General features: G+C 41.8%; 14 protein-coding genes and 2 tRNA genes. 15 read left to right on the top strand and 1 reads right to left on the bottom strand.

Annotated elements, in window-relative coordinates:
* Positions 1-131 precede the first annotated feature (131 nt).
* From BSR19_RS07460 to BSR19_RS07390, 15 genes are all read left to right on the top strand, one after another.
* A tRNA-Gln gene (locus BSR19_RS07460) sits at positions 132-203 on the top strand.
* Positions 204-232: 29 nt separating this feature from the next.
* Positions 233-304 (top strand) — tRNA-Glu (locus BSR19_RS07455).
* A gap of 220 nt (positions 305-524) precedes the next feature.
* Complete coding sequence (rimM, locus tag BSR19_RS07450; RefSeq protein ID WP_156246932.1) at positions 525-1,043, top strand: ribosome maturation factor RimM; 519 nt, start codon at positions 525-527, stop codon at positions 1,041-1,043.
* Positions 1,033-1,752: a tRNA (guanosine(37)-N1)-methyltransferase TrmD gene (gene trmD / locus BSR19_RS07445; RefSeq protein WP_060972852.1), complete on the top strand. Its 720-nt coding sequence runs from the start codon at positions 1,033-1,035 to the stop codon at positions 1,750-1,752. The genes rimM and trmD overlap by 11 nt, the downstream gene beginning before the upstream one ends.
* Before the next feature lies 1 nt (position 1,753).
* The gene (locus BSR19_RS07440; protein WP_156246931.1) at positions 1,754-2,752 is read left to right on the top strand and encodes an NAD(P)/FAD-dependent oxidoreductase; all 999 of its coding nucleotides are present in this window, start codon (positions 1,754-1,756) and stop codon (positions 2,750-2,752) included.
* A gap of 99 nt (positions 2,753-2,851) precedes the next feature.
* A complete protein-coding gene (locus BSR19_RS07435; protein ID WP_156246930.1) occupies positions 2,852-5,266 on the top strand; it encodes a DNA translocase FtsK in 2,415 nt (804 codons plus the stop codon).
* 213 nt (positions 5,267-5,479) lie between these two features.
* Positions 5,480-7,675 (top strand): type I pullulanase, encoded by a 2,196-nt coding sequence (pulA, locus tag BSR19_RS07430; RefSeq protein WP_014634806.1) that lies wholly within the window; start codon positions 5,480-5,482, stop codon positions 7,673-7,675.
* A 169-nt stretch (positions 7,676-7,844) separates the two neighbouring features.
* Complete coding sequence (glgB, locus tag BSR19_RS07425) at positions 7,845-9,725, top strand: 1,4-alpha-glucan branching protein GlgB (RefSeq protein ID WP_037601788.1); 1,881 nt, start codon at positions 7,845-7,847, stop codon at positions 9,723-9,725.
* 190 nt (positions 9,726-9,915) lie between these two features.
* Positions 9,916-11,058, top strand: a complete 1,143-nt coding sequence (locus tag BSR19_RS07420; protein WP_037601791.1) for a glucose-1-phosphate adenylyltransferase — start codon at positions 9,916-9,918, stop codon at positions 11,056-11,058.
* Positions 11,048-12,184 carry a glucose-1-phosphate adenylyltransferase subunit GlgD gene (gene glgD / locus BSR19_RS07415; protein WP_037601795.1) on the top strand — a complete coding sequence of 379 codons (1,137 nt, stop codon included), beginning with the start codon at positions 11,048-11,050 and terminating at the stop codon, positions 12,182-12,184. Before BSR19_RS07420 ends, glgD begins: the two co-directional genes overlap by 11 nt.
* The gene (glgA, locus tag BSR19_RS07410) at positions 12,181-13,611 is read left to right on the top strand and encodes a glycogen synthase GlgA (protein ID WP_037601798.1); all 1,431 of its coding nucleotides are present in this window, start codon (positions 12,181-12,183) and stop codon (positions 13,609-13,611) included. The genes glgD and glgA overlap by 4 nt, the downstream gene beginning before the upstream one ends.
* Positions 13,612-13,954: 343 nt before the next feature.
* A complete protein-coding gene (locus tag BSR19_RS07405) occupies positions 13,955-16,360 on the top strand; it encodes a glycogen/starch/alpha-glucan phosphorylase (RefSeq protein WP_156246929.1) in 2,406 nt (801 codons plus the stop codon).
* A 215-nt stretch (positions 16,361-16,575) separates the two neighbouring features.
* On the top strand, positions 16,576-17,136 hold the full coding sequence (locus BSR19_RS07400; RefSeq protein ID WP_156246928.1) for a GNAT family N-acetyltransferase: 561 nt from the start codon (positions 16,576-16,578) through the stop codon (positions 17,134-17,136).
* Positions 17,137-17,241: 105 nt separating this feature from the next.
* On the top strand, positions 17,242-18,771 hold the full coding sequence (locus BSR19_RS07395) for a DUF1310 family protein (protein WP_156246927.1): 1,530 nt from the start codon (positions 17,242-17,244) through the stop codon (positions 18,769-18,771).
* The gene (locus BSR19_RS07390) at positions 18,752-19,348 is read left to right on the top strand and encodes a hypothetical protein (protein ID WP_156247091.1); all 597 of its coding nucleotides are present in this window, start codon (positions 18,752-18,754) and stop codon (positions 19,346-19,348) included. The genes BSR19_RS07395 and BSR19_RS07390 overlap by 20 nt, the downstream gene beginning before the upstream one ends.
* 67 nt (positions 19,349-19,415) lie before the next feature.
* On the opposite strand, the gene gshAB is transcribed toward BSR19_RS07390, so the two are convergent.
* The gene (gshAB, locus tag BSR19_RS07385; RefSeq protein WP_156246926.1) at positions 19,416-21,674 is read right to left on the bottom strand and encodes a bifunctional glutamate--cysteine ligase GshA/glutathione synthetase GshB; all 2,259 of its coding nucleotides are present in this window, start codon (positions 21,672-21,674) and stop codon (positions 19,416-19,418) included.
* Between the last annotated feature and the right edge of the window lie 111 nt (positions 21,675-21,785).

The raw sequence follows: 21,785 nt of genomic DNA, 5'->3' as shown, positions 1-21,785 counted from the left end.
CTATCTAAGTTCGCTTAGATGATGAAATCTCCTAACTCCTAGCAATCGGTATTTCCGGTTGCTTTTTTTGAAAAAAGTTTAAAAAAGTGTTGACAGCCAACTAGTTTTTCTGTAGAATAATAAGAGTCTTTTGGGGTATAGCCAAGCGGTAAGGCAAGGGACTTTGACTCCCTCATGCGTTGGTTCGAATCCAGCTACCCCAGTTCTACCTGAGGGTAGAGACACAGATTATGGTCCGTTGGTCAAGGGGTTAAGACACCGCCTTTTCACGGCGGTAACACGGGTTCGAATCCCGTACGGACTATGAGTGCCAGCTAGAGAAAGCTGGTTTTTTTGTGTCCTTTTTGATAAAATAGAGGGGTTGACTGGCCTAAGCCAGACATTTTATACCACTTTAAAATCATAAATGACAAGACCTTGACCCGAAGAAATAACTTTGTTTAGTGATGGTTATCAGATGATGCTAAGCAGTTGGTCGAGTCGTGGTTTCATTTGAATAAGAAAACATATAATAAGGAAATTCAATGACATACTATAACGTTGGAAAGATTGTGAATACACAGGGCTTGCACGGGGAACTTCGTGTTTTGTCTGTAACAGATTTTGCGGATGAGCGTTTTAAGAAGAAGAGTGTCCTAGCCCTTTTTGATGACAAAGACAATTACATCATGGATGTTGAGATTGCGAGTCACCGTAAACATAAAAACTTTGATATCGTTAAGTTTAAGGGGCTTTACCATATCAATGATGTGGAGAAGTATAAGGGCTGCAGCCTCAAGATTGCTGAGGAAAATTTAACAGACCTTGATGATGGGGAATTTTACTACCATGAAATCATTGGCCTTGATGTTTACGAAGGTGATACTTTGATTGGTCAGGTCAAAGAGATTCTCCAACCGGGCGCTAATGATGTTTGGGTAGTAAAACGTAAAGGCAAAAAAGATTTGCTCTTGCCATACATCCCACCTGTAGTTCTTGATGTTGATGTTGCAGCTGGACGTGTTGAGGTTGAGCTCATGGAAGGATTAGACGATGAAGATTGATATCTTGACACTATTTCCAGATATGTTTGCTCCCTTAGAGCATTCCATTGTTGGTAAGGCAAAGGATAAGGGCCTTCTAGAAATCAACTATCACAATTTTCGTGAAAATGCGGAGAAGGCTCGTCACGTAGATGATGAACCTTACGGTGGCGGTCAAGGTATGTTGCTACGTGCCCAGCCAATTTTTGATACCTTTGACAAGTTAGACGTCACAAAACCTCGCGTTATTCTCTTAGATCCTGCGGGTCGTACCTTTGATCAGGCCTATGCAGAAGAATTGGCGCAAGAAGAGGAATTGGTCTTTATCTGTGGTCACTATGAGGGCTATGATGAGCGCATCAAAACCTTAGTGACAGATGAGATTTCCTTGGGAGATTTTGTCTTAACTGGGGGAGAGTTGGCTGCAATGACTATTGTAGATGCGACTGTCCGCTTGATTCCTGAAGTTTTAGGTAAGGAAGCTAGTCATAAGGATGATAGTTTCTCATCAGGGCTTTTGGAATTTCCACAGTACACGCGCCCAGCTGAGTTTCGTGGCATGAAGGTGCCAGATGTTCTCTTGTCAGGGCACCACGTCAATATTCGACGTTGGCGTATGGAACAGAGTTTGCGTAAGACCTGGGAGCGTCGACCAGACCTCTTGGAAAACTATGACTTTACGGATGAAGAACGTCAGATTTTAGAAGAGATAAAAGCAGAAGGAAAATAAAATGTCAGAAGAAAAGATATATGATATTACCATTATCGGTGGTGGACCAGTAGGTCTTTGGGCTGCCTTTTATGCCGGCCTACGTGGCATGACTGTGAATATTATCGAGAGTTTGTCAGAGCTTGGTGGTCAGCCAGCCATTCTCTACCCTGAGAAGAAAATCTACGATATCCCAGCCTTTCCTCAGACAACAGGTGCCGAATTGACAGAAAATCTCTTGACCCAGCTTAAGCGTTTTGAAGATCGTGTTAGCATTCATTTGAAAGAAGAAGTGCAAACCTTTGAAAAGAAAGAAGGCATCTTCACAATTGCCACAAGTAAGGGTCAACACTTGTCTAAGGCTATCGTCATTGCTTGTGGGAATGGTGCCTTCGCTCCCCGTCCTTTGGGTGTGGACAATGAAGAAGATTATGCGGACAATAACTTGTTCTATAATGTGCATAGCCTTGACCAATTTGCCGGCAAGAAGGTTGTGATTGCTGGTGGTGGAGATTCAGCTGTTGACTGGGCTAATCACTTGGATGGGATTGCTGAGAGCGTGACTTTGATTCACCGTCGTGATGCCTTTCGTGCCCATGAGCATAGTGTAGAGCTTCTTCATCAATCGTCAGTTAATGTGATGACACCCTATGTGCCACTTGAAATTAAGGGTGAAAATGGTTTTGCCCAAAGTATGACCGTTCAAAAAGTTAAGTCAGACGAGGTTGTGGAATTGCCACTTGATGCCCTTATTGTTAGCTTTGGCTTCTCAACCAACAATAAAAACCTTCGTAACTGGAATGTTGATTACAAACGCTCTAGCGTTGCTGTTAATGCGCAGTTTGAAACCTCACAAGAAGGTGTTTATGCTATCGGTGATGCGGCAGAATATGAGGGTAAGATTGATTTGATTGCTGTGGGAATGGGTGAAGCTCCTATCGCTATCAACCAAGCTATCCAATATATTGATCCAGACGGTAAGAACCGTCCGGTTCACTCAACATCATTAATTGAAGAATAATGTCAAAAGAAGGAAAGTCTCAAAAGAAGACTTTGTCTTCAATCTAAGGAGAGACTTGTCTCTCTTTTTTCATATCTAAAAACGTGGTATAATACACCTATGGCTACAACGAAAAAAACGAAAAAAGGGACTGCTTCTAAGAACGGTAAGAAGCGGCTTACAAAAGCAGAATTAGACAGACAGAAGGCGATTAAGCGAATGCTATGGACCTTCTTTTTTGCCTTTGTCTTAATTTTCCCAGTCTTTCGATTGGGTTTCTTTGGGGTTACCCTCTATAATCTCTTTCGAGTATTTGTGGGGAGTATGGCTTATCCTTTAATTTTTGCTATCTATGTTTATCTCTTTGGCTTTAAATGGTTACGTAAACATAGTAACTACGTAACAGGATTTTGGATGGTCTTCGCGGGTCTCTTGTTGGAGTTTCACGCCTATCTCTTTAGTCTAGAACGCATGAGTGGTCTGGATATTTTCCCTGGTACCAAGGACTTGCTTTTTGGGGAACTGGTCAGTGTGCAAGTAGCTCGTTTTGCGGGTGGTGGTATGTTGGGGGCTCTCCTATACCAACCGATTTCCTTCCTCTTTTCAAATATCGGTAGCTTCATGATTGGGGTATTGATTATTCTCTTGGGTGCTTTCATTCTTAGCCCTTGGGATGTCTTGGATATCATGGAGTATACTAAGGAAGCATGGCAGAAAGGGGCTGAGAAGCGTTTGGAACGGACGGCTCAACGTCAGGAAAAGAAGGCAGAACGTCAGGCTCAGAAAGAACGTGAGGCGGAAGAACGTGCCGAAGCCGAGCGTCTGGCTGATTTAACTGTTGACGAGGAGACAGGAGAAATCTTAGATGATGCCGCAGAGGAGTTACCACAAGAAACTGAGATTTTTGCACTTGAACCTGAAATCAGTGATTATGCCTCTGAGGACTACTATGATAATCTCCCTCCAGAGGATTATGAGGATTTCCAAGAAGATTATGCACCTTATCCAGAGGATCTGCCAAGAGAGGAGTTTCCCCCATCTATGGTGGTTGAGGGAGATGATGCTCCTGTCGAGGTTGATTTCACACCGAAGGAACTCCTGCAGTATAAATTACCTCATATAGATCTCTTTGCACCTGATAAGCCTAAGAGTCAATCTAAAGAGAAGAACATCGTTCGTAAGAATATTCGAATCTTAGAAGATACCTTCAAGAGTTTCAATATTGATGTCAAGGTTGAGCGAGCTGAAATTGGACCGTCAGTGACCAAGTATGAGGTCAAGCCTGCTGTTGGGGTCCGGGTCAATCGCATTTCAAATCTAGCTGATGACTTGGCTCTGGCTCTAGCTGCGAAAGATGTCCGTATTGAGGCACCTATTCCTGGAAAATCTTTGGTTGGTATCGAAGTGCCTAACTCAGAGATTGCGACGGTTTCTTTCCGTGAACTTTGGGAACAGTCCAAGACGGATCCTAATAAGCTCTTGGAAGTTCCTCTTGGTAAGGCGGTTGATGGTTCGGCTCGTAGCTTTGATTTGGGACGGATGCCTCACTTGCTAGTCGCTGGATCTACGGGTTCTGGTAAATCGGTTGCGGTTAACGGTATCATCTCTAGTATTCTTATGAAGGCTCGTCCTGACCAGGTGAAGTTCCTCATGGTCGATCCGAAGATGGTTGAACTTTCGGTTTACAATGATATTCCTCATCTCCTTATCCCTGTAGTGACCAACCCACGTAAGGCCGCCAAGGCTCTTCAAAAAGTGGTAGATGAGATGGAAAATCGTTACGAACTCTTTAGTAAGTTTGGCGTGCGTAACATTGCTGGCTACAATGCCAAGGTGGAAGATTGGAATGCCCAGTCGCAAGAAAAACAGATTCCCTTGCCTTTAATTGTGGTTATCGTTGATGAGTTGGCTGACTTGATGATGGTAGCTAGTAAGGAAGTGGAAGATGCTATTATTCGTTTGGGACAAAAAGCGCGTGCTGCGGGAATTCACATGATTCTCGCCACTCAACGTCCGTCGGTTGATGTGATCTCCGGTTTGATTAAGGCCAATGTGCCATCTCGTGTGGCCTTCGCCGTGTCTTCGGGAACAGATAGTCGTACCATTTTAGATGAAAATGGGGCAGAAAAGCTACTCGGACGTGGGGATATGCTTTTCAAACCGATTGATGAGAACCACCCTGTTCGTCTACAAGGTTCCTTCATCTCTGATGATGACGTGGAACGTATTGTGACCTTTATCAAGGATCAGGCTTCAGCTGACTATGATGAGAGCTTTGATCCTGGTGAAGTTTCTGAAAATGATTTTGGTGGAGGTTCCTCTGCCAATGGTGGTAGCTCAGAAGGTGACCCACTCTTTGAAGAGGCCAAGGCTTTGGTCCTTGAAACACAAAAAGCTAGTGCTTCCATGATTCAACGCCGTCTGTCAGTTGGTTTCAACCGTGCCACTCGTTTGATGGAAGAATTGGAAGAAGCAGGTGTTATCGGACCAGCTGAAGGTACCAAACCACGTAAGGTTTTGATGACTCAAGAATAATGGACTGGAAAGAGTCTCAAGCCTAGTTCTAAAGGAATTAAAATCGACAAAAGAAATGAGAAAAATGAGTGTTTTGCCATTTATTTTCTCATTCTTTTTTTATGTTCAAAATAGACCAAAAAATTGCAAAATATTCCATAAGAACGCTTACAAAACGAACATTTTTTGCTATAATAGGAGAAAAAGTGAGTAACAAAAACTAAGGAGTAAAAAATGGACAATTTATTAACCGTTCATTTTCATAGTATGCATGGCGACTATTCCAGATACAGTATGTGGAAGTGGCTAGATGGTTATTGGGGCGAAGAAGCCCATTTTTCACGTGAGGATGATTTTGGTCTTGTTGGTCAGGTTACTTCTCCCTCCAATCGTTTTATTGATTCTGTCAATCTTTTGGTCAAAACGGAAGACTGGTCGAGGCAAACACATGATTACCGTGTCCGACGCTTCCTAGGGGATGCTCCCAATGCTATTTGGATAGTTGAAGGTGATCCAACTGTTTATTATTCTAAACAGGCAGCCTTGACTAGCCATAGTTTCGAAGGTCGCGACCAGCATGCCTTTGATATGGCTCTCCGAAGACAGGAATTTGACCAGAAGTGGGGCTTTCAAGGTTGGTTAGGTCATAAGTATGAAAAAGGGGCCACAGAGTTTCGCCTTTGGTCACCTCTAGCTCGTCGTGTGCAGCTCTTACTTTTTAAAAAGGGCAGTAAAAATCCTAAGATCATTAAGATGAGCCGAGGAACCAGTGTCAATAAAGACCGTCATGAGATGAATACTCACGGTGTTTGGAGTGCCACTGTTAAAAAGGATTTGGATGGGGTAGCCTACCAGTTTCGTGTGTATCATGAGGAAAGTTTTTATCAGGATACGAGAGACCCCTACAGTATCGCCCTTAGCTTAGATAATAAAAAAAGTTTGGTGGTCAATCCACAGCGACTTGTTCCAAGAGGGTATGAAAAGGTTACCAAGCAAAAAGCGAGCTGGCGTAAGGCAAATGCTTGCTCATCCGTTATCTGTGAGATGCACCTCCGTGACTTCTCAATCTCAGAGACATCTGGTGTTAAGAAGTCCTATAGAGGAACCTATCTAGGTGCTTGTCAGAAAGGGACTAGAAATGCCCATGGAGATTTGACTGGTTTTGATTACCTCAAACGTATGGGCTACAACTATGTCCAACTGCAACCAGTCTTTGATCACCATAAAACCTATGATAAAGGTGGGAAGCTTCTCTACAACTGGGGGTACGATCCTGAAAATTACAATGTTCCGGATCGTCAGTTTGCTGCTGATCAAAAGAATCCCGTGGCACCAATTTTAGAGCTTAAGAAAATGATTCAGGCCTACCATGAAGCAGGAATAGGGGTTATCATGGATGTGGTTTATAACCATACTTACTCATCTTACAGCTCTCCTTTCCAACTATCTGTGCCGGCTTATTACTACCGTATGCATGACAATGGGTCTTTCCAAGATGGATCAGGCTGTGGAAATGAGACAGCCAGTGAAAAGGAAATGTACCGTAAGTATATGATTGATTCCTTAACCTATTGGGCAGAAGAATTTGGAGTGGATGGTTTTCGTTTTGACCTTATGGGCTTACATGATGTTGCTACGATGAATGCCATTCGTTCGGCCATGGATGATATTGATCCTAGGATCCTTCTTTATGGTGAAGGATGGGATATGGGAATTGGACTTCCTGTAGACCAAAAGGGCAAGAAGGATAATGCAGCCTTGATGCCTAGAATCGGATTTTTCAATGACAATGCGCGTGACGCGGTCAAGGGGGCAGAGGTCTATGGGTACATCAATAACGGCTATGTGTCTGGAGCCCCATTGGAAGACCAGATTGCCAAGAGTCTGCTTGGTAGCCGTGGTTTTGTAAACTACCTCATGCCAGGTCAGGTCCTCAACTATATCGAAGCGCACGACAACTACAATTTGAATGACCTTATGCATCATTTGCATCCACATGATTCGCCAGAAGATATTGAAAAACGTATTTACTTGGCAAATGCTCTTAATCTAAGTATGCAAGGGATGTGTTTCATGCAGTTGGGACAAGAATTCCAGCGTAGTAAGATGGTTGCAACAGGTGAAGATGGAAATTACACGGAAGCGGATGTTAAGCGTGCCATGAATAGCTACAATGCCCCTGATGCTGTTAATCAGGTGGATTGGAATCAAGTGACTCTTAAGAAAGACTTGGTTGCTAAAGTTGCCAAATTAATTGAGCGTAAGCAAACCGTACAAGAATTTTCATATCGTTCATATGCAGATATTTACGATAATCTCTATGTCGCAAAAGCTGAGTACGATTCAGGTATTGTTGAATTACATATTTCTGGAAAATTACGTAAGACTTTTGTGTTCGATAATATGAAAAAAGATTTGGAGATTTACTGACAAGAATGTCAAAAAATGTTATAATACAGTAAACGCTTACATAAGTGGTTTTGTTTACTTGTAAGCCCTATCGGTCTGAAGGGTTTTCTAGTGTATTTACATATATTTCAATGTTTTAATTTCTTGATAGTTAGAACTATCAAGGCTAGTTTAAGAAAGGAGTGATGGTATGAATCTCGATGAAGCCATGTACACATTTGGAACAGGTGAGAACTTCCACCTTCAGAATTATTTGGGTGTGCATGAATTAGAGGGAGAAGAAGGTTTTATCTTCCGTGTGTGGGCCCCTCATGCTGAGCAGATTCAGGTAATTGGAGATTTCACAGGTTGGTTTGATGAACCTCTGGATATGACCAAAAACCATATCGGTGTTTGGGAGGCGACTTCAGCTCTCCCAGAGGAAGGACAACTCTATAAGTTCTTGGTGAAACGTAAGGGAGGTCAAGTCGTCGAAAAGATGGATCCTTTTGCGACTTACTTAGAGCCTCGTCCTGGAACAGGAGCTGTGATTCGTAAGAAGAAAACTAAGAAGTGGAAGGATGGCCTTTGGATGGGTCGTCGTAAACGCTTTGGTTTCCAAAAACGTCCGGTTAATATCTATGAAGCTCATGCATCATCTTGGAAACTAAAAGAGGATGGTCAACCTTATACTTTCAAAGAATTGAAAGAAGAGTTGATTCCATATTTGGTTGAGATGAACTATACTCACGTGGAATTCATGCCACTCATGGCTCATCCTCTTGGGATGAGTTGGGGTTACCAGCTTATGGGTTACTTTGCTTTTGAGCATACCTATGGCACACCAGAAGAATTTCAAGATTTCGTAGAAGCATGTCACCAGAATAATATCGGTGTCTTGGTAGACTGGGTCCCAGGTCACTATACACAGAATGACGATGCTTTGGCCTACTTCGATGGTACACCAACTTTCGAATATCAGGATCATGATCGAGCTCATAACTATCGTTGGGGCGCACTTAACTTTGACTTAGGAAAAAATCAAGTTCAGTCTTTCCTTATTTCAAGTGCTCTTTACTGGATTGAAAATTATCATATCGATGGTATCCGAGTGGATGCAGTATCTAACATGCTCTATTTGGACTATGATGAAGGTCCATGGATGCCTAACAAGGACGGTGGAAATCGTAACTTGGAAGGCTACGGCTTCCTTCAAAAACTCAATCGTGAAATTAAAAAACGCTATCCAGATGTTATGATGGTTGCGGAAGAATCAACTGCAGCAACGCCAATCACCCAACCGATTGAAGAAGGTGGTCTAGGTTTCGACTTCAAATGGAATATGGGTTGGATGAACGATATCCTCAAATTCTACGCAGAAGATCCAGTTTACCGTCAGTATGACTTCAATCTGATGACCTTCAGTTTCATGTATTGCTTCAATGAAAACTATGTTCTACCTTTCTCACATGATGAAGTGGTTCATGGTAAGAAGAGCATGATGCATAAGATGTGGGGTGACCGCTATAATCAATTTGCTGGTCTTCGTAACCTCTATGCTTACCAACTCTGTCACCCAGGTAAGAAATTGCTCTTTATGGGTTCTGAGTTTGGTCAATTCTTGGAGTGGAAGTTTGATTATCAACTCGAATGGGGAAATCTTGAAGATGAGATGAACCAGAAGATGCAGGCCTTCACTAGCCATATGAATGGTTTCTACAAGGACCATAAATCTCTCTGGCAGATTGATGATTCTTACGATGGTATTGAAATTATCGATGCGGATAACCGTGCTGAAAGTGTGCTTTCCTTCATTCGTAAGGATGACAAAGGCGATAAGGGTGACTTCCTTGTCTGTGTCTTCAACCTAGCTCCAGTGGAACGTCAAGACTTCACTATTGGATTGCCAGTCGCTGGTATTTATCAAGAAGTACTTAACACTGAGATGGAAGAATTCGGTGGTGTCTGGAAAGAAGGAAATCCTGAAACTCGTACCCAAAAGGCGAAGTGGAAGGATTATGAAAATACCCTTAGCTTCACATTGCCAGCTCTTGGAGCAAGTATCTGGCGTGTTAAACGTCGCTTGAAATAAAGGGTAGAATTAAACGTGTACACGATTTGTTTTTCAGGGATGATAGCAAGAAAGTCACGGTTGAAAGAAGCTTTCTGACGCCCAAACTATTGCCACACTGAGAAACTTACTTTAATTGTCATAATCAGTTTCGGCTGATTGTCTAACATCCTTTTGAGGATGAAACTAAAAATCATGAGGGGGACTATTCATGAAAAATGAAATGTTGGCTTTGATCCTTGCTGGTGGGCAAGGAACTCGTCTTGGAAAATTGACCCAAAGTATTGCCAAACCAGCTGTTCAGTTTGGTGGACGCTACCGTATCATTGACTTTGGTTTGTCAAACTGTGCCAATTCAGGAATTAACAATGTAGGTGTCATTACACAGTATCAACCACTTGCTTTGAACAATCATATCGGTAATGGTTCAAGTTGGGGATTGGATGGTGTTAACTCTGGTGTATCAATTCTTCAACCTTACTCAGCTAGCGAAGGTAATCGTTGGTTTGAAGGTACCAGCCACGCTATTTATCAAAACATTGAGTATATCGATAGCATCAATCCTGAATATGTTTTGATTTTGTCTGGTGACCATATTTACAAGATGGACTATGATGATATGCTCCAATCTCACAAAGATAACAACGCAAGTCTTACTGTCGCCGTTCTTGATGTGCCACTTAAAGAAGCTAGCCGTTTCGGTATCATGAACACTGATGCTAATAACCGTATTGTTGAGTTCGAAGAAAAACCTGAAAACCCTAAATCTACGAAAGCATCAATGGGTATTTACATCTTTGATTGGAAACGTCTTCGCAATATGTTAGTATCAGCTGAAAAGAGTTCAGTTGATATGTCAGACTTTGGTAAGAACGTTATCCCAGCTTATCTTGAAACAGGTGAAAGCGTCTTTGCTTATGAATTTGAAGGCTATTGGAAAGACGTAGGTACTATCGAATCCCTTTGGGAAGCAAATATGGAGTACATTTCTCCTGAAAATGCCCTGGATAGTCGTAACCGTCAATGGAAAATTTACTCACGTAACGTGATTGCTCCACCAAACTTCTTTGGTGAGAATGCTCATGTTGAAGATTCACTCGTTGTTGATGGATGTTTGGTTGATGGAACTGTTAAACATTCTGTGCTTGCAACAAATACACAAATTCGTGAAGGGGCAGTCGTTGAAGATTCAGTGATTATGAGTGGTGCAATTATTGGTAAAGGTGCAAAAATTAAACGAGCTATTATCGGTGAAGGTGCACACATTTCCGATGGTGTGGAAATTGACGGTACAGAAGAAGTGCAAGTCGTAGGATACAATGAAGTAGTGGGGGTACCAAAAGATGAAGATTGATAAATATTCTGCAATTCTAGGAAATACCGTAGGATTCCATGACATGGGTGGTTTGACTGAGCACCGTCCTATTGCCAGCCTACCATTTGGCGGAAAATATCGCCTCATCGACTTCCCGTTGTCTAACTTGGCTAATGCTGGTATCCGTAGCGTCTTCGGAATCTTCCAAAACGAAAACATCAGTTCTGTCTTCGACCATATTCGTTCAGGTCGTGAGTGGGGCTTGTCTACTCTTCTCAGTCACTACTACCTTGGTATTTACAATACTCCTGTTGAAAGCTCAACTGTTGATGAGGAATACTATCGTCAAATTTTGACTTACCTTAAACGTTCAGGCTCAGATCAGACTGTAGCTCTTAACAGTGATGTTTTGGTCAACATTGATCTTAACCAAGTTTTCCACCTTCACAATACAACAAAACCAAAAGTTACTGTGGTCTACAAAAAACTTCCTAAAGAACTCATTTCAGATGTAAACAGCGTTTTAGAAATTGATGACTCTGACAAAGTGCTTGGCCATGAGCTCTTCCAGGGTGGCGATAAAGAAGTTTACAATATGTCTACAGACATCTTTGTTGTGGATACACCATTCTTGATTGAAAAATTGGAAGAAGAAGCAGCTAAAGAAGAACCTCGTAAGCTTCGTTATGTACTTCGTGATTTGGCAGTTGCTGAAAATGCTTTTGCTTACGAGTACACTGGTTACCTTTCAAATATCCACTCAGTAAAAGCGTACTTTGATGCTAACTTGGATATGCTGGAATCACAAAAATTCTATAAACTTTTTGCACCAAACCAAAAAGTTTATACAAAAGTTAAAAATGAAGAGCCAACATACTATGCAGACTCTTCTGAAGTTAAGCTTTCACAATTTGCATCTGGTTCGATTGTTCGAGGTAAAGTTGAGAACTCAATGATTTCACGTAATGTTGACTTTTCTGAAGGTTCTAGTGTTAGCCATTCAATTATCTTCCCACGTGTTAAAGTTGCTAAAGGCGCAACAGTTGAATATGCTATTGTGGATAAAGGTGTTGAAATCGCTGAAGGTGTTACGGTTCGCGGTACAGAAAACAACCCAGTTATCATCAAAAAAGGTAGCGTTGTAACAGAGGATATTGTACGATGAAAATTTTATTTGTAGCAGCAGAGGGTGCACCTTTCGCTAAAACTGGTGGTTTGGGTGACGTTATCGGTGCTCTTCCTAAATCTCTAGTCAAAAATGGTCACGAGGTTGCCGTAATTCTCCCATATTATGATGTGGTTTCGGCTAAATTTGGCGATCAGGTTGAAGACCTTAGCTTCTTCTATACAAATGTTGGTTGGCGTCGTCAATATGTCGGCATCAAGAAAATTGTCCGTGATGGTGTGACCTTCTTCTTCATTGATAATGAGCAGTATTTCAACCGCGGTACGGTATACGGTGAGTGGGATGATGGTGAGCGTTTTGGCTTCTTCCAAATGGCTGCCCTTGAGTTGATGGAAAAAGTGGACTTTATTCCAGATATTCTCCATGTTCATGACTACCACACAGCCATGATTCCATTCCTTCTTAAGGAAAAATACCATTGGATTCAAGCTTACCAAGGTATTAGAACAGTCTTCACTATCCATAATATTGAGTTCCAAGGTCAATTTGACAGTGGTATGCTTTGGGAAATCTTCGGTGTTGGTTACGAGCGTTATGCAGACGGTACGCTCCGTTGGAATGACTGCCTCAACTGGATGAAAGCAGCCGTTCTTTATGCAGATCGTGTAACAACAGTTTCTCCATCTTATGCTGGTGAAATTCAAACACCTGAATTTGGTAAAGGTCTTGATCAAATCATGCGCATGGAATCTGGTAAGTTGTCTGGTATTGTTAATGGTATCGATACGGACCTCCTTGATCCAGAAACAGATACTCACATTCCTTACCACTTCTCAGTGGATGATTTGTCAGGTAAGGCCAAAGACAAGGCAGCTCTTCAAGAACGTGTTGGTCTCCCAGTTCGCGAAGACGTTCCATTGATTGGTATTGTGTCACGTTTGACTGACCAAAAAGGTTTCGATTTGGTTGTCAACGAACTTCACAACATCTTGCAACATGATGTTCAGATTGTTCTTTTGGGTACTGGTTACAGCGACTATGAGAACTCTTTCTCTTGGTTCGGTCACGCTTACCCAGAAAAAATGTCTGCCAACATTACCTTCAACCTAGAGTTGGCTCAACAAATTTATGCTGGTTGTGACATTTTCCTTATGCCTTCAGCCTTTGAACCATGTGGCCTCTCTCAAATGATGTCTATGCGCTATGGTACCTTGCCAGTGGTTAGCGAGGTTGGTGGTCTTCGTGATACTGTTGAACCATACAACCCTGTGACAGGCTCAGGTACAGGATTCTCATTTGGTAACTTCTCAGGTTACTGGATGGTTCAAACCCTTGAAAAAGCTCTCGATGTTTACGAAAACAATGCTGATGCTTGGAAACAACTCCAGCACAATGCTATGACACGTGACTTCTCATGGGATACAGCAAGTTTGGCATATGTTGATTTGTACAAACAATTAGTATAATTGCAAAGATAACTTTTCTCGCAAGGGAAAAGTTATCTTCGTGTAAAGCGTTTGAAAACGCTTCTATATAATCTTGACAAAAGTCAGGATAGCATCTCTCAATCTTGCTGATAAAGCAATGAAAGAGAAGATATCTAAAAATCTGAATAGAAGACTAACTCTAATCATGTTATAATAAACCTGACTGTTTTGACAGTTTTGTAAATAAAGATTTTGAAATATCTGTTTCGAATCTTGATTGGCAAGGTTTGGAAGTTTGAGGAAAATTTCCAATTCCCTCTTATCTGAATATTCACTCTATAAGATGTGTATCAAAGGTATAGAAGTATAAGAAAGGATTTCTATGCAAGTCGAAAATTTAACAAAAGAACAATTTATCCGTGATTTTAAAGACACGCTCCATCATGAGCAGTTGATTAAAGTGGCTAAGGCTACACCAACTGAAATTTTCACAGCCTTGGCTGGTTTGATTCGTAAGTATTACACTGACACATGGATTGAACGTAACCATGCGCTTTCAGACAATCAAGAAAAGATTGCTTTCTACTTCTCAATCGAATTCCTTCCAGGTCGTATGTTGGAAACTAACCTCCTCAACCTTGGTATTCTTGACCTTGTTAAAGAAGGTTTCGCAGAACTTGACATCGACTTCCGTGAAGTAGTAGAAGCTGAGCATGATATGGCACTTGGTAACGGCGGTCTTGGTCGTTTGGCTGCTGCCTTCATGGATTCGCTTGCAACTACTGGTTATCCAGGTTTTGGTAATGGTCTTCGTTACCGTTACGGACTTTTCAAACAACGTATTGTTGATGGTTACCAAGTAGAGCTACCAGATGGTTGGTTTGGTTCAACAGGAAATGTTTGGGAAACGCGTAAAGACCATGATATTGTCTATGTAAAACTCTTTGGTGATGTTGTCCTTGAAAGTGACGAAGATGGTCGTTTTGTTCCAACTTATAAGAATGCTCAAGTTCTTCGTGCTGTGCCTTACGATGTGCCACAAATCGGTTATCAAAATGGTGTGATTAACAACCTTCGTCTTTGGGATGTAGAAATTCCTGAAGAATACGAATTGGATTACACAACTTTGGAAGCTCGCCGTCGTGTGAAAGATATTACAGCCATTCTTTATCCAGATGATACAACGATTGAAGGTAAAGAATTGCGTTTGGTTCAGGAATACTTCATGACAAGTGCAGGTCTCCAAACCATTATCAAATCATACCTCAAGATGGGCTTGCCATTGAAAGATATCCACGAAAAGGTATCTGTTCACATCAATGATACTCACCCTGCGGTTGCACCAGCTGAATTCATGCGTCTCCTCCTTGATGAATACGGTCTTTCATGGGAAGATGCTTGGAATGCGACTGTTAAGACCATGAGCTACACTAACCACACAATCCTTCAAGAAGCTCTTGAAAAATGGGATCAACAGCTCTTTAAACGTGTTCTTCCACGTGTTTACCAAATCATCTTGGAAATCGACAACCGTTATGTAGCTGAAATGGCTGGACGTGGTGTTGCTGCAGATGTTATCGAACGCACTCGTATCGTGAAGGATAACCAAGTGCATATGGCTAACTTGGCGATTATTGGTGGTCACTCAGTCAACGGGGTTGCCAAACTCCACACAGAACTTCTTAAAGAAGATACCCTTCACGACTTCTATACTATTTATCCTGAAAAATTCAATAACAAGACAAATGGTATCGTTCAACGTCGTTGGACACAAATTGCAGCTCCTGAACTTTCAGCAGCAATTGATGACGTGATTGGTAACGGTTGGCGTAACAACATCCATGAGCTTGAAAATCTTACAACCTACTTGGATGACAAGGAAGTCTTGAACCAGTTCTATCAAGTTAAGAAAACTGCTAAACAACGTTTGGCAGACTACATCAAGGAAACAACAGGCGTAGAAGTGTCTACTGATGCTATCTTTGATGTTCAAGTGAAACGTCTTCACGCTTACAAACGTCAATTGCTTAACCTTCTTCATATCATCAAACTTTATTGGGACCTTAAAGATAATCCAGATAAAGACATGGTACCTCGTGTATTTATCTTTGGTGCCAAAGCTGCGCCTGGTTATCACTTCGCAAAATCAGTTATTAAACTCATCAACGAAGTTGCCAACCTTGTTAACAATGATGAAAGCCTTCAAGGAAAACTTAAAGTTGTCTTCCTAGAAAACTACCGTGTCAGTCTTGCGGAACTTATCATTCCAGCAGCTGATGTTTCTGAGCAAATCTCATTGGCTTCTAAAGAAGCATCTGGTACATCAAACATGAAATTCATGATGACTGGTGCTATTACCTTGGCAACACTTGACGGTGCCAACATCGAAATCAAGGACGAAGTAGGCGATGAGAATATTGTCATCTTCGGTATGGACAAGGACGAAGTTTATGAACACTATGCACGTCACGATTACTACTCTCGTGCAGTTTATGAGAATAACCCAGTCGTTCGTCGTGTCGTTGATACCTTTGTTAACGGTACGATTCCAAATGCTCAAGCTGAAGGTACTGAAATCTATGAAGCCCTCATCACCCACAACGATGAGTACTTCCTCTTGGAAGACTTCGCCGCTTATGTAGAAGCTCAAGAGAAAATCGATGCGCTTTATCGTGATCATGACAAGTGGGCACGTATGAGCTTGGCAAATATTGCTAAATCTCATAAGTTCACTTCTGATGATACAATTACAGAATATGCAAAAGAAATTTGGGAATTGAAAAAATAAGCGTTAGCTCATGAATCACAAAAAAAGATAACGGCTAGAAATGGTCGTTGTCTTTTTATTTTTTTTAGAAGAGGGGTGTCATAGACAGCCAAAGAGCATTTATAATTGGCAGGAGAAGTTTATCTGCAGATCTATCTTAGCTCTTGAAACTTGCACTTGCTTATCAAGGTGTTATAATAACCTATAGGTATAAGCATCAAAAAGGGGGGAAATACATGGGTTTACGCAGCCAATTAATTACTAAGGAGTTTCCAGAATTAGATAGGGTAGAGCGCTTAAACAACGAGGCTTTTCCAGAAGAAGAACGTATTCCATTAAGTGAGTTTTTACAATTGGATGGTCGTGATGATTATCATTTCTTTGCCTTTTATGACGAGGATGATTTTGTTGGGTTTGCCTCAGTTCTCTACAATGCCAAAGTTTTTTATGTGAGTTTCTTTGCCATCGTTCCTCAAATGCGGAGTCATGGCTACGGAAGTGAGATTATTGATAAATTGGTGGACTTTTATGGACCATCTCGGTCTATGGTCTTGGAAGTAGAGCGCTTGGATGAACCAAATGACAATCCTGAGCAACGTGAGGCACGTTGGGATTTCTATAAGCGTAATGGTTTCAAGACGTCCAATGCTTTCTTGGAATATGAGGGCTTGAGTTTTGAGATTCTCTATCGTGGAGATCACTTTGACGAAGAAGCCTACAGAGAAATATTCCGCAAACTTCAGGAAAATGCTTATTTTGACTTCAGTATTAAACATCGTCGCTTGAGTGATTTTTAAACAATCAAACCAAACAGGTCTTAGTCGACCTTTTTTTCATTTGTTTTCAGCGTTTGCCAATCGTTTTCAGAATATTTTGTCGTCCTATGCTATAATAGAAGTACTATGAAGAAAGTAATTTTACAGTATCTGGCAAGTGCCCTGGCTGTAATCCTTATACTTGGTCTTGTGGTTTTCAACAGACAGCGAAATCACTCTCTGGTAAAGAAGGTCAAAGACCCTGAGATTTCCTATATCTATCAGGATTCTTTAGAAAACCTAGATAGACTGGCCCTTAGTCAGGCTGGAGTTATCCAATCCTATCAACTCGATTCTTTGTCTGTTAGGAAGGAAGATGGAAAGATTCACCTCGTTCTCCATATCAATCATTCCTATGATATGCAGGTAAATCTTGTCCTAAAGTCTGATATCTACGGTGATTTATCTGTGGTTCAAGCGACGCCATCAAAGGCTTTGAAGCTAGCCTTGGAGGACGAGTCTTATCAGAAACGGTTGACCTTAATTTCGCAAAAGGCAGATGCCATTATATCTCGTGATCACTGGGATCAAGGCATTAAACCGGCCTATGTGGCTCAGGTCAGAAGTAAGATGAAGAAGACTTCTTTGAACCAGTTGGAAAAGGTTCTGCAAGAAATTGATCAAGAAAGTAAGGAAGTGGGCTCGGATACCTATACGGCCTTTTTCCAAGCTTCTCAACTGCCTAATCACGACAAGCTCAATTTGGTTATGGAGCACATGCAGGTTTATGTGGATAAGTACCAGTTCCTCCAGTTAGGGAAGTCAGGTTATAAATTTTCCAAGAAGCTAGAGCCAACCAGTCCTTTTTACAGTTACTTCCGTGAGGCTATTATGGAGACCTATCAGACGGATCTAGGGCTTGGAGTAGATGAGTTAGGTATCAAGCTCCACCTTTTTAGGTCTTGGATTGATAAGCAGTCCATGGACTATATTAGGACCAACTACAAGGGCAAGACGGATTTTGACAAGCTTCTGGCTTACAGCAAGGACAAGAAGATTAAGTTGGATTATACTACAGGTGCTTCTTACCATAACCGAAGCTTGGGTGATTTCACCTATCCGCAAAATATGAAAATCCAGCTACCTCAGACCAGTGTCATGGGACCTTACGGTGTCAGCAATTCCCGTTTTATTGAATTTATTGTCAATATGGATACAGGGAAATTTGTTTCTGAGTGGAATGTCTACAAGAAAAGGAAAGACGGTAGTATCGACTCTAATCCTAAGCATTACAAGGTTGAAGATGGTGCTGACATTGCTGATACGGACTCTGCTAACTACGGCCTATCTAAGGGATTAAATGCTGACTTACCAGCCTATCTCAATAATAGCCATACCTATCTCGACGTTCGTCACCCTGCCGACAATGCGATTAGACGCAAGATGGTTAAAAAGTGGAAAAATGCCAAGAATGTCTTAAATGGTGGGCGCTATGCTGATATTGTTAAAAAAGGAGGCTTGAAAGACCTTGAAACATGGAGACAAGTTAAAGCTGAAGACCGGCTCCAGGTCTACAATGCTTACCTTGATTATATTCGCTCTCATCTTGTGCTTAATGGGTTTGACAGCTTTTACCAAGAAACCTACAAGCCCCAAGGTGGAGACAAAAAAGACTGAAAACCTTGATAGTGTCCTTGTCGCTAAGAATTTCTATCGAGTAAGGGATGCTTATGCCATTAAGCTCTACGGACAGGATGAGGGGATGTCCTTTGATGTAGCTGGCCAAAGACTTTTTGGATCAAACATTGCTATTAAGGATGGCCTATTATATGGCTCCAGTCTTGGGGATTTAACCATTGAGGCTTATTTTCAAGGAGAGCTGTCCTACCTTTTAGAGGCTACCCAGAAGCTCCCAGTGGACAAAAATCGCATCAAGGCTAATCACTATAGTCAGGACATCGTTCTGAATAACGTTTGGTCTAGTCTAGAAGGTCAAGAAACCTCCAACAGTATCATCACTCAGTTTCAGGATAAGACCTTGCTTAAGCTGCGGATCAGCTACAACAAGGATTTCCTTCCAACTAAGATTCAAGGTTTTTACAATAGCCAAACCTTTAATGGCTGGCGGGATCTCTTTTACATAGATTATCCATATAGTGATCAGGAAGCCTTCAATCAGGCTCAAGATGCCTATATACAACACATCCAGTACATGGAAACGCATCCTGAGGAAGAAGCAGGAGAGTTTGGTTAATAAAGCAAAATCACCTTTATCTCGAGATAAAGGTGATTTGTTTGTTCCTAAGAATTAGGTTTTAGGTTTACCTTGTGGTAACTTCTGGAAAAAGCTTGTCTAGGATTTTTGGAGTGATAGCTTGTCCAGGACCTTCAGCACAATAGGTGTGCATATACATAGAGGGATTGAAGTTGAGCTCGATACAAGTGCAATGAGGTTTTTCCTTGCTAGCAGGCTGAGTTTTATCTGGAATGATGAGGTCAACCCCGCAAGCCCAGGCCCCCATGCTAGTCGCCATAGCTGCAGCTAATTCTTGATAGGATGAATCCATGGTCTCAGTGGCATCAATAGAGTCACCACCCGTAGAGATGTTGGAGTTACGGCGGAGATTGACCTTTTTCCCTTCTGGGAGAATATCATCAGGTGCATAACCTTGCTGAGTCAACATCAATTGTTCAATGTCTCCTAGCTCAATGATTTCCAGCGGTGAGCGGTGATCACGGCCTCTCAATGGATTGGCATTTTTCTGAGCGACTAATTCACGAATGGTGTGTTTGCCATCACCGACAACATTGGCAGCGACACGAAGGAGAACAGCCTCACAACGCCCGTCCAGAATGAAGAAACGGTATTCAGTTCCTGGGATAAATTCTTCAACAAGAACAGCTGTATCTTCTGCAAAGGCAATTTCGAGAGCTTTCTTATAGTTATCAAGACTGGCAGGCTCTTGGAAAATGGAAATGCCCAGACCGAAGTTGGTTGATTTTGGTTTAACCACAATTTGCTTGCCCTTGATAAGAGGATAGTAGGCTAGACCTTGTTCTAGACTGGTAAATTCGTCGCCGGCAGGGACAGGGAAGCCAGCATCATCTAGGATTTTTTTGGTCACGGTTTTATTAGCCATGGCAAGAGGAACTACATAGTTGTCTTTTGAGGTCATGTTACCATTTTTGACGTACTCAACATGATCTTTATGCCAGAGTTTAAGGAATTGATCCTGCTCATCTAGGATTTCAAAATGAAGCCCTTTTTGAATGGCATCAAAGAGCAGCATCTGGGTAGAAAGTTCAATTTCCTCATAACCCTTAAGGGCATAGTGGGCAGTCCAGTCGTAATCATGATAGGCAAGAGCCTTGTCAAGGGCAAAGTCAGCAAGGGACTTGTCTTTGATATGAGGAAGAAGTTGGGCTGCTAGTGTCTGACTAGGATCTGCAAAGGCATCTTTAACTTGTTTGACCAGACCTTGATGATAGTCACTAAGCCCAAAATGTTGCACCAGTTGGTCTAGAGCTGACGTAATATTCTGAGTTTCAGCTTCAGAAGGTAGAGGTTCTAAAGGATGAGAGAGGGCAATTTTTTCATTCAGCGCGCGACCTTGAGCCAGAGCCTGATCAACATTTTCAGGGGCATCCAGCCAGAGGAAGGCTAGAAGGAGTAGGTGTACGGTATCCATGGTATTTTGGCTAATACCGATACGCTCAAAGGGGTTGAGGTCGAAGTTACGGAATTCCAGGTAGGTGATTCCCTTATCAAGGAAGGAGCGATTAACCTTTTGTCCACGGAAACGAACAGCTGAGTAAAATTCTTTCTCCGCAATCAAATCACCTTGTTCGATATAGTTTTCGATGGCAGAGACATAGTCCTCTAGGCTTGAAAAGGATACTTGGATTTCTTCCTTATTGACATAACCATGGTCGCTGTTTCGGAAGGAACGCACGGGTTTTGGCACTTCTTGGTCGAAGAAGCCTTGCTCAGCAACAGGTGCAGCACCAAAGAGATAGGTAATCACCCAACGATAGCGCAAATAGTTCTGAGCCAGCTTAAGATAGAGGGCGTTTTTGAAAGCAATTATATCAATCTGGTCACTTTCTTGGAATAGGGCCTCAACCAAATCTTTCCCTAGTTCCATATTATAGTGGATACCTGAGATGGCTTGTAGTTTAGTTCCGTATTTTTCGGCCAGGTAGTTACGATAATGGCGTTCAAATTCATTTTCCAGTTGGGCAACTTGGATTTCTTGGGCCTTGATGCGAGGTGGCATAGATAAGGGCCAAAGAAGTTCATCTTTACTAATGGAACGTCCAGCTACATCGGTAATGGCTCCAAGAAAACGACGAGCCTCAGTAGTCGATTTAGCAACTGGTGTGATGAGCTCCATCTGAAACTCACAAAAATCTGTTTGAATATAAGGGTGGAAACTTCGAGCTCCTAGGCAGGAAGGGTGAGGCGTATGTGCTAATTTTCCCTGTCTATCGACACGAAGACTTTCGCGTTCAATTCCAAAGTTAGCTTGAAGGATAGGGCTAGTAGGCTCCAGCTTTTGAAGCAGTTGATTTATAGTCATAGAGTCACCTTTTCATCTAATGTTAGTGATAGTCTATTATAAATAGGAGAAGAAAACAACTTTCCGCTACGGTTAAGGGGAATTTCCGAATGTTTTAGATAAGAATTCTTA

Origin of the sequence: Streptococcus salivarius (genome assembly GCF_009738225.1) — a bacterium.
In the GTDB taxonomy this organism is placed as follows: domain Bacteria; phylum Bacillota; class Bacilli; order Lactobacillales; family Streptococcaceae; genus Streptococcus.
This window is presented reverse-complemented; position numbering and strand designations above follow the sequence as displayed.

Coding starts and splice junctions, on each gene's coding strand:
- gshAB (WP_156246926.1), bottom strand. CDS start 21,674: ATGACTATAAATCAACTGCTTCAAAAGCTGGAGCCTACTAGCCCTATC.
- trmD (WP_060972852.1), top strand. CDS start 1,033: ATGAAGATTGATATCTTGACACTATTTCCAGATATGTTTGCTCCCTTA.
- BSR19_RS07395 (WP_156246927.1), top strand. CDS start 17,242: ATGAAGAAAGTAATTTTACAGTATCTGGCAAGTGCCCTGGCTGTAATC.
- BSR19_RS07405 (WP_156246929.1), top strand. CDS start 13,955: ATGCAAGTCGAAAATTTAACAAAAGAACAATTTATCCGTGATTTTAAA.
- glgB (WP_037601788.1), top strand. CDS start 7,845: ATGAATCTCGATGAAGCCATGTACACATTTGGAACAGGTGAGAACTTC.
- glgA (WP_037601798.1), top strand. CDS start 12,181: ATGAAAATTTTATTTGTAGCAGCAGAGGGTGCACCTTTCGCTAAAACT.
- rimM (WP_156246932.1), top strand. CDS start 525: ATGACATACTATAACGTTGGAAAGATTGTGAATACACAGGGCTTGCAC.
- BSR19_RS07440 (WP_156246931.1), top strand. CDS start 1,754: ATGTCAGAAGAAAAGATATATGATATTACCATTATCGGTGGTGGACCA.
- pulA (WP_014634806.1), top strand. CDS start 5,480: ATGGACAATTTATTAACCGTTCATTTTCATAGTATGCATGGCGACTAT.
- glgD (WP_037601795.1), top strand. CDS start 11,048: ATGAAGATTGATAAATATTCTGCAATTCTAGGAAATACCGTAGGATTC.
- BSR19_RS07400 (WP_156246928.1), top strand. CDS start 16,576: ATGGGTTTACGCAGCCAATTAATTACTAAGGAGTTTCCAGAATTAGAT.
- BSR19_RS07435 (WP_156246930.1), top strand. CDS start 2,852: ATGGCTACAACGAAAAAAACGAAAAAAGGGACTGCTTCTAAGAACGGT.
- BSR19_RS07420 (WP_037601791.1), top strand. CDS start 9,916: ATGAAAAATGAAATGTTGGCTTTGATCCTTGCTGGTGGGCAAGGAACT.